The following is a 231-nucleotide window of genomic DNA, read 5'->3' as shown; positions in this document are numbered from 1 at the left end:
CTTAAGAAGACTTTGATATCGCTCAAAAGTCTCCTCTGAAACAATACTTCTTTGAATTTCGTGCTTCAGTCTCCCCATCCGTTCTTCTAGCGTTTCCACATCAATTCTCATTTCGTTGATTTGACGAAATGCTCCCTTAAATTCTCCTTTATCAAGTTGCTTACGGAGCATTAACTGGTTAATAGAGAGCTGAAATTCACTATAAAACTCTTTTGTTGCAAACAGTAATTC

General features: G+C 36.8%; 1 protein-coding gene. It reads right to left on the bottom strand.

What is annotated here, in order from left to right; all coding sequences use genetic code 11:
* A partial coding sequence (locus AOA61_RS31650; protein WP_218197291.1) for a hypothetical protein occupies positions 1-231 on the bottom strand: 231 nt, incomplete at both ends.

The organism is Pseudomonas sp. 2995-1 (assembly GCF_002742505.1).
In the GTDB taxonomy this organism is placed as follows: Bacteria; Pseudomonadota; Gammaproteobacteria; order Pseudomonadales; family Pseudomonadaceae; genus Aquipseudomonas; species Aquipseudomonas sivasensis.
The sequence above is the reverse complement of the archived record's forward strand: the minus strand, read 5'-3'. Positions and strand labels throughout refer to the sequence as shown.